We start from the raw sequence: 7,840 nt of genomic DNA on the forward strand, positions 1-7,840 counted from the left end.
TGGTGCTTAAAGAGGTTTCCTCTTCGCTGCTTTCTTCTACTGTAGTTTCTAAATTCTCATCATTTTCTGGCATAAAAACCTTCTATATAATGAAAACTTTATCTCAAATTAACAGTACTAGTAGGAAAGGCAAGAAAGACCATAATCAAATGAGCTATAAAGGTTATAAGTTGATAGACAGATGTACATAGTGAACATCCCTTCTTTTTCTTATATTCTATTTATCATATTAAGTCAACGCTATTTGTAATCATAATATAATATTGCTCACTTCCGATTCTCTACGCACTTTTTACGTCTTTTATCACCTTCGCTACAATTACCTACAACAATTTATTATCCTAAAAGTGCATCTGCACTAGAACCAAATGCTGCAGCATCTAGGCCATCAGGTACTCCTTCAGTTCCTGCAACTTCTATTATCCTAGTTCCTATTTTTCCACTTCCACCTCCAGTTCAATATGGTAGTATATTTAGCACTACTGTGTTACCAGAGTCGTGAGCATGACACCATGCTATATCATGATGATTACTGTGATATGGATTACAATAATGTTTGAAATATGGGTTATGATCACCTTGGAATGGAATATGATGATGTTTGGTAGACGTGTGTAAATTATGAATGTGGTAATCGCCTACAAGGGAAAATTTTTGCGTGGTCATGCAGTCCCTATCAAAGTAAGGCCTATTATCAAATCTATCAAATATGTATAATGGTTTACAATCTGAGAAATAAGGTTTATCTATATCATGGGAATAAGCATCGTATAGTTGTAAAACTGAATAACAAGTCATAAAAATCCTTAAAAAAATAACTATTAGATTATTATAGAACAAAATAATTAATAATTTTATAACATAAAGACTAAATTAGCATATCTGAGATCATTAATTTGCAATATGTTTTAAAATACGATATTGATAGTGATGCAGCTAAGCAATATATGCTTAGCAAAGTCACTTCATAGCTAGAAGATTTGTTTATGCCGCATTAACAATTGTAGGCAAACCAGCCATTGCATAAGTAGCAGATATTGGAATTCAGAGGTTTTGTTGCAAAAAAATGATAAGACTTCTGTGTTGCTAAAATGAGTTGTGGGTGAAGTTGTCATGTAGATAGCTCTTGCTCATGAAATTTCTTTAATTAAGAGAAATATAGGATTAGTGGACATTATTCAAATAATGCCCATACGCTCTTAGAAGGACTTAGGACACATATGCTAAAGCAGCACTACATGTGTGTTAAGTGGTTTAAAACAATCTTTTAGTAAAGAAATCATAATACATCACAAGGATTGTGAGATATGTCATAGTAATTATGACATGAGTTAATAGCATAAGGTGTATACGTAGGCGTACAAGATGTATGCATTGAAAAAAACTGGTAATGGTAAGTAAGAAGTCATACATTATTGTCTTAGTAAAAAAACATGAGTATAAATCATAATAGTCTTTTAAAAAGTAATATTAAGTTATTATAAGTTAAAATAGTTAATATTTTAATAATTTTACTCTAAATTTAGAATATCTATCTAATTGACGACAGTATGATTTGAATTTTTTTTGATTTGTATGGTACTTTAATAGGTCATGCCTACTATATTTTCATTAATTTCGCATACAATCCACCTTTATTCATTAAAGAGTCATGAGTTCCTATTTCTTCTACCTTCCCATGATTGAGTACTATAACCTTGTCAGTTTTGAGTGCGGTTGATAACCTATGTGTAATCATGATTGTTGTTCTATTTTGCATTAGTTTGCTCAGTGCCTTTTGTACAAGGTTTTCACTTTTATAATCAAGAGCAGAAGTTGCTTCATCCAGTATCAAAATCTGGGGATTTTTTAGTACGGCCCTTGCTATTATAATGCGTTGCTTTTGTCCTTCGGAAAGTTTTAATCCTCTTTTTCCTACAAATGTGTCAAATTTATCAGGTAGCTTTTCAATAAACTCCATTGCATAAGCACTGATAGCTGCTTGCCTCACTTCCTCATATTCAGCACCTGGTTTGCCATACAGTATATTTTCCATTATTGAACACGAAAATATAATATGATCTTGTGGCACCAAACCAAACAATGATCTAAGGTTACTTAAAGCAATTGATTTAACGTTATACCCATCGATAGTAATACTGCCTTTGCTTGGATCATGAAAACGGAGCAGAAGCTTTAAAATGGTGCTCTTACCACTGCCAGATGGGCCAACGATTGATACTGCTTGGCCTGCCTCTATAGAAAATGATATATTATCTAGCGCTGGCTTATCAGGTCGAGATTCATAAAAAAATGTTATGCCATTAAAGGAAATTCCTTTTTTAATGCCACAAATTTTTATAGGATTATCGACATCCATTATAGAGCTTTTCATATTTTTAAATTCAAATAAACGCTCTACTATTCCAAAGCCTCGCTGTAGATCACTGATGTTATCACTCAAATTGTTTACAGTTCCTGCTGCAAGTGCTGAGTAAAACACAAATGAAGATAGTTCTCCAACAGTTATATTATTACTTAAGACTTCTTTAATACCGAAAAAGAGCAAAACTACTAGTGAGCCTATCACACACGCGATAACCAAGGTTACTAAAATAGCGCGCAAAAATACTAATTTTACATATGATTTTGACACTGAGTCTAGATGCTCCTTAAAATGGATTTTTTCATTTTCTTCCAATACAAATGATTTGATAGTTACTATAGACCTGAAATTTTCTTCACTAAATGATGCAAGCTCACTTAGCTTATTCTGAGCAAAGCGTGCATAATTGCGCACTTTCTTCCCAAGTGAAGTCATGATAATAAGTAGCGTTGGTATTATTGCAGCAGCATATGTAGTTAAATGTAGGTTTGTATATAGTAGCATGGCAACACTACCAATCAAAATTATAAAATTTCGTAATATGGTTAGTAAGCTGCTATTCATTATTGATTGCAGCACAGAGGTATCAGTAATTAGTGCTGAGATGACATCTTGAACACTTGTATTCTCAAAGAAACTTGGTTGCAAATCAGTAATATTGCCATATAAGTCATATCTTATTCTTGCAATAACTTTCTCGCTGCCAATCCCAATGAAATACAACCTAATAAATGCAGTGAGAGAAATGGCTAAAACTATAAATATAGTAACTAATAGCTTAGTGATAAAATTGTGCTCTGCACCAGAATCAATTATGTTACTCAAGCCTCTGCCAAAAAGGAGAATCGTTAAAGCTGAAGATAAAACTGCAATAAAAGCTATGATGAAATAATGCAGATTAGGTTTTATGTAATAAAATAATTGCTTGATATTAGATCGCATCTTATTTTGAAGTTTCTGAAGTTAAGTATATGGATTTTGGTTTCAGGAGAAAGAGGAAAGGTATAGTATAAAGGAACTAGTCCATAGCGTGTCTTTTAAAAAAGAAATACACTCACGAAGATTTTATATGATAGTCTGGTTTCTACTAAAGACAGCATTATGCCAAGTGCGATGCTCGAAGATAAAAAAGAAGAACCGCCGTAGCTAAGTAGCGGCAAAGTTATGCCAGTGGTTAAAACAACGTTCAACGTTACCTCTATGTTTATTATAAATTATGTAATAAATTGAATTGGGATATCCAAAATTACCAGCAGATTAGATAGTTCATTTCCTTTATATGCAACGTAAAGCAAGCGAGCAGAAATGATGCCGAATAACATCAATGTGGCTAAACACATAATCAAACCAAACTCCTCTGCTAAAACAGAAAATACAAAATCTGCGTGACAATCAGGGAGAAAGATCCTTAAGTTGCCTTCATCAGGCCCGACACCAGTTAACTGACCTTTTTTGAATGCTTCTAATGACTTTATAACTTGAAAATTATTGTGCTGTGTGAAAAGGAGAAAGCTGTAAATCCTTTGCTTTATATGTGAAAACATAAGTAGGCTGTTGTAATTCCAGTTGTGACTATTCCTGCTATACATGGGAAGTATAAAAGTGGTACACATGCAATAAATATTTGACCAATAGAAGAATACACTAAAAGCATAGACATGCTGAAATCAGGTTGCAAAATTACAACGTGAAGACTAGCATGAATATTATGATGACATGTATATTTTAAACTTTATTCCACTGGCAAAGATACTAACTATAACAACAGAAAAAATGGTCTTACAAACTTAGAAGGTTAAACTGAAATTTTGACGATATGTAACCATCGTTTTGCTCCTTTTGTCTCTATACCAAGTACTAACACGGCTACTATTAAAATAATAAATAAAGTAGAATTTGCAAATGAGAGGTTAAGTATGGTTTTTGTATTAAGAAAAGAAAATGCCACTAAGGTAATCAGCGATAAAACTATATAAACTATGTGGCTCCGTATAAAGTAATCTCGTAGTAAAGAAAGACGCTGTGCAATTACAGGGCTTGCCAAATAGATGAGAATGAAGCTTATAGTTAACAAAAAACTACTGGAAGGATGAGATAATAATCCAGTGTTCTATACCAAAGTTTAATATTTACTTTGTTCCAGTGTGCAACGCCACTATTCCATAGCTCATATTATGAAATTTAACATTCTTAAAGCCCACCTCTTCAATTTCCATTTTGAAGTCAGTCTGAACTGGAAACTCTCTAATGCTTCTTACTAAATACTTATAAGAACTTTTGTCTTTAGCAACTATGTTGCCGATTTTAGGAATTACTTTGAATGAGTATAAGTCATAAAGTTTGGTAAATATCTCATTTTTATAGTGCATAGGAGCAAATTCCAAGCAGATAAATTGTCCATTGGGTTTTAGTACTCTGTGTATCTCACTTAAAGCTTTTTTACGATTGGAAACGTTTCGAATACCAAAAGCTATTGTGCAACAGTCGAACTCAGAGTTTTCAAATGGCAAACTTTCTGCATTTGCACACACCCAATTAAAATTAAGCTGATTTGAGTTTATGGCTTTATTACGTCCTCTACTTAGCATGTTTTGATTTATATCACATACTGTAACCTGAACACTCGGCTCTCTTCTTACTATTCTTATTGCTATGTCTCCGGTTCCCCCAGCGACATCTAAAACCTGAAAGTTTTTTGTAAAATGCACGCTATTTACCATCTTATCCTTCCATAGTCTGTGTATTCCTAGGCTCATTATATCATTCATGATGTCATAGCGATTTGCCACAGAATCGAAAACCTTTTTGACCAATTGTGATTTATTCATGCCCTTCTTAACTTTTATTAGACATTATGTAAAGTTGTTGAACCCTTATCATAAAAATACATCCAGTATCAACCGCTAGAATACCTTCTTAATTTTTAGTCACGTCTTACAATACTATACTTAGTTTTGTACCATTTGTTATAAAATTCAGTACACCTAAAATTCTTTATTGAAACAGGTAAGAAATTCTTTACAATTAATTCAGATAAATCTTGCTGAACCATTACACTATAGCTTAAAAGGGCGCAGAAGGTTAAGAATGATGATTATCGCATTATATGTCATGTAAACACTGCAAAATGCGAAGTAATTATTGTTACAATAGGACACAGACATATCATTTACAATTAAGAAGACTAGAGTATACTTCATAAACATTAGACATATCTTTATATACCCGCTTTTTCTGTGTCGTTTTTCAACTTAGATGGTTTTGCTAAGCTCAAAAAAAACTCGACCACTATGGCAATTTTATGAAATTCCAAAATGCCAGCACATGACGCGGGAACCTAGAAAAGAAGAACTAGTGTTGACTACTTGGATGACAAGGGGAACTTTCAATTCAGGTAGTTAAATTAATGTACTAATAAAGAAAATATATTATAATCAAACTTCTGTAGCTCAGCGAATCATTAAGTGGTAATAGTTCTTTCACAAAAGATCATCTCTCTTGTCATGATATTTTCTGTAGCAATTGTCGATATGGCAACTGACCTGTACTCAGTTGCACTACCAAGCATTGCCAATTATTTTGAAGTAGGAGGCCGTGTAGTACAACTTACAATTAGCTTAAATTTAGTTGGATTTGCGATGTCTGGATTAATTTATGGTCCATTATCGGATCATTATGGTAGGCGTCCGGTAATGCTGATTGGTATGACAATTTTTACTTTAGCAAGTATTGCGTGTTATATAGCTGATAATATTGTGCTCCTAATACTCATTCGCTTCATACAAGGGGTAGGAGCTGGGGTTGCAGGCGTTGTTGGATATGCAGCAATAAGGGATATGTACTCGGGTAGTGAATACTCAAGGGTAGTTTCAAAGTTAAATATGATAGTAGCACTTTCACCTGGAATTGCTCCAGTGATAAGTAGTCATATAATTTCACATAATTATCACTGGAAATTTTTGTTTTTTATTATATCACTTGCAGCAATTATTATGCTTATCTTTATTTACTTTAAGTTACAAGAAACACTCAATATTAATAAAAATAAGACTAACATAAATAAGATAATCATTGATGTCTTTAAGCAATATATATCAACATTTAGGAATTATCGTTTTCTTGGATTTTCAACTATTCATGGATTAACTTTCATGTGGCTTTATGCGTATATCGTTAACTATCCTTTCATATTTGAATCTATGGGTATTGAGGTGCGACACTTCGGTTATTTTATATCAATAATAGTCATATTTTACATAATCGGAACTTTAATTAACAGAAGATGTGTACAGAAGGTGGGAGTTAGCAGGATGTTAAGGATAGGTTTAGTATTACCAATAATATCTGACTGTTCGCTGATATGTCTTTACTTAATAGATAAATTAAATATATACACCCTCATAATGTGCTGGGTCCCAAACAATATTGGACTTGCATTGATAATAAGCAACAACGTAACCTCTGCATTAGAAATGATCAAAGGTATAGGGCTTGGTAGTGCAGTTCTCTCATTTTGCAATATGATGTTTGGGGCTATCGGAATATATATAGTGGGAAAATTCTTCTCTTATGGTGTTTTGTCAAATTTACTGCTGACAGTTATATGTTCTACAATCGCAATTCTTATATACGGCTTACTCAAATATGATGAAGAACACTTGAAGGACTGATGGTAATAGACCTCACCATTATGCTGCACAGTGTACAATAAGATAACTCATTTAGAAGATCTCTTAAACTATCAGTCCAATATCGCCGGCATTTTAAATACTTTCCTCCATTCTTGCTCTTTTTATTAGTCGCTATGCAACAGAGTTCTCCTTGCACAATTTATCCAAATTTAATCAAGGTGAGGGATAATCTAATACAAAGCAAAAATTATTGTAGATAAAACATAATAAAAAAAATTCTTCTGCTTATGTTTTTAATTTTTCTCCCTTGCATTTGATACAAATGCTGAGAATCCGAACATTCTACTATGTAGAATGGTGCTCTATACTCACAGTATAGGTGGACCAATAATAACGGTGATAATAATTAGTGCAGCTTTGCTTGCAATATTCGGCAGAATGTCTTGGCCAGTACTTTTCACGTTAGGTGTGTTTACTTGCTGTGTTTTTTAGTGCGCCCAAGATTGTATCAGTAATAGCACTAAGTATAGAAGACAGCGCTATGCTGCCGTTGGTCACGTATGGGATAAAAACTTAAATAGATGTATAATATGATCCTAAGATATAAAATACAATTTTGCAATAAATGGTATAATGGTTTAGTAGAAACTATGCGTAATTTATAAGGGCTATGATAAAAATGTATGATAATAATAGGAACTTGAACTTGTATGGTAGTTTATAGGCCTTTGGAGCTATGTTAAATCATACCAGTGCTTTTACACGCAACTGTACAAACGTTACAATTTACAGGTAATTTATGCAATAAATGATATTACGTGTGCTGATTTTACCATAAATATTT

At 32.9% G+C, this 7,840-nt stretch carries 6 protein-coding genes and 1 pseudogene; 3 read left to right on the plus strand and 4 right to left on the minus strand.

Features of this window, described 5'->3' with window-relative positions:
- On the plus strand, window positions 1–191 hold a 191-nt coding region (locus tag CCY16_RS05800), incomplete at its 5' end, for a hypothetical protein (protein ID WP_218916638.1).
- 1,409 nt (window positions 192–1,600) lie between these two features.
- Here the strand turns inward: CCY16_RS05800 and CCY16_RS03180 are convergent.
- The 4 genes and pseudogenes from CCY16_RS03180 to ubiE all read right to left on the minus strand — a co-directional run bounded on the left by CCY16_RS03180 (window position 1,601) and on the right by ubiE (window position 5,193).
- Complete coding sequence (locus CCY16_RS03180; protein ID WP_088414902.1) at window positions 1,601–3,307, minus strand: ABC transporter ATP-binding protein; 1,707 nt, start codon at window positions 3,305–3,307, stop codon at window positions 1,601–1,603.
- Window positions 3,308–3,402: 95 nt separating this feature from the next.
- A pseudogene (locus CCY16_RS06230) lies at window positions 3,403–3,978 on the minus strand (FtsW/RodA/SpoVE family cell cycle protein).
- Window positions 3,979–4,160: 182 nt separating this feature from the next.
- Window positions 4,161–4,439 carry an FtsW/RodA/SpoVE family cell cycle protein gene (locus tag CCY16_RS06235; protein ID WP_342742182.1) on the minus strand — a complete coding sequence of 93 codons (279 nt, stop codon included), beginning with the start codon at window positions 4,437–4,439 and terminating at the stop codon, window positions 4,161–4,163.
- 55 nt (window positions 4,440–4,494) lie between these two features.
- Window positions 4,495–5,193 (minus strand): bifunctional demethylmenaquinone methyltransferase/2-methoxy-6-polyprenyl-1,4-benzoquinol methylase UbiE, encoded by a 699-nt coding sequence (gene ubiE / locus CCY16_RS03190; protein ID WP_088414904.1) that lies wholly within the window; start codon window positions 5,191–5,193, stop codon window positions 4,495–4,497.
- 636 nt (window positions 5,194–5,829) lie between these two features.
- Here ubiE and CCY16_RS03195 point away from each other — a divergent pair.
- Both CCY16_RS03195 and CCY16_RS06240 read left to right on the plus strand, forming a co-directional pair.
- Window positions 5,830–7,035 carry a Bcr/CflA family efflux MFS transporter gene (locus CCY16_RS03195; protein WP_143696907.1) on the plus strand — a complete coding sequence of 402 codons (1,206 nt, stop codon included), beginning with the start codon at window positions 5,830–5,832 and terminating at the stop codon, window positions 7,033–7,035.
- Window positions 7,036–7,350: 315 nt separating this feature from the next.
- Window positions 7,351–7,488: a hypothetical protein gene (locus CCY16_RS06240; protein ID WP_245800751.1), complete on the plus strand. Its 138-nt coding sequence runs from the start codon at window positions 7,351–7,353 to the stop codon at window positions 7,486–7,488.
- Window positions 7,489–7,840: the final 352 nt, after the last annotated feature.

This window comes from Wolbachia endosymbiont of Wuchereria bancrofti (genome assembly GCF_002204235.2).
Classification (GTDB): Bacteria; Pseudomonadota; Alphaproteobacteria; order Rickettsiales; family Anaplasmataceae; genus Wolbachia.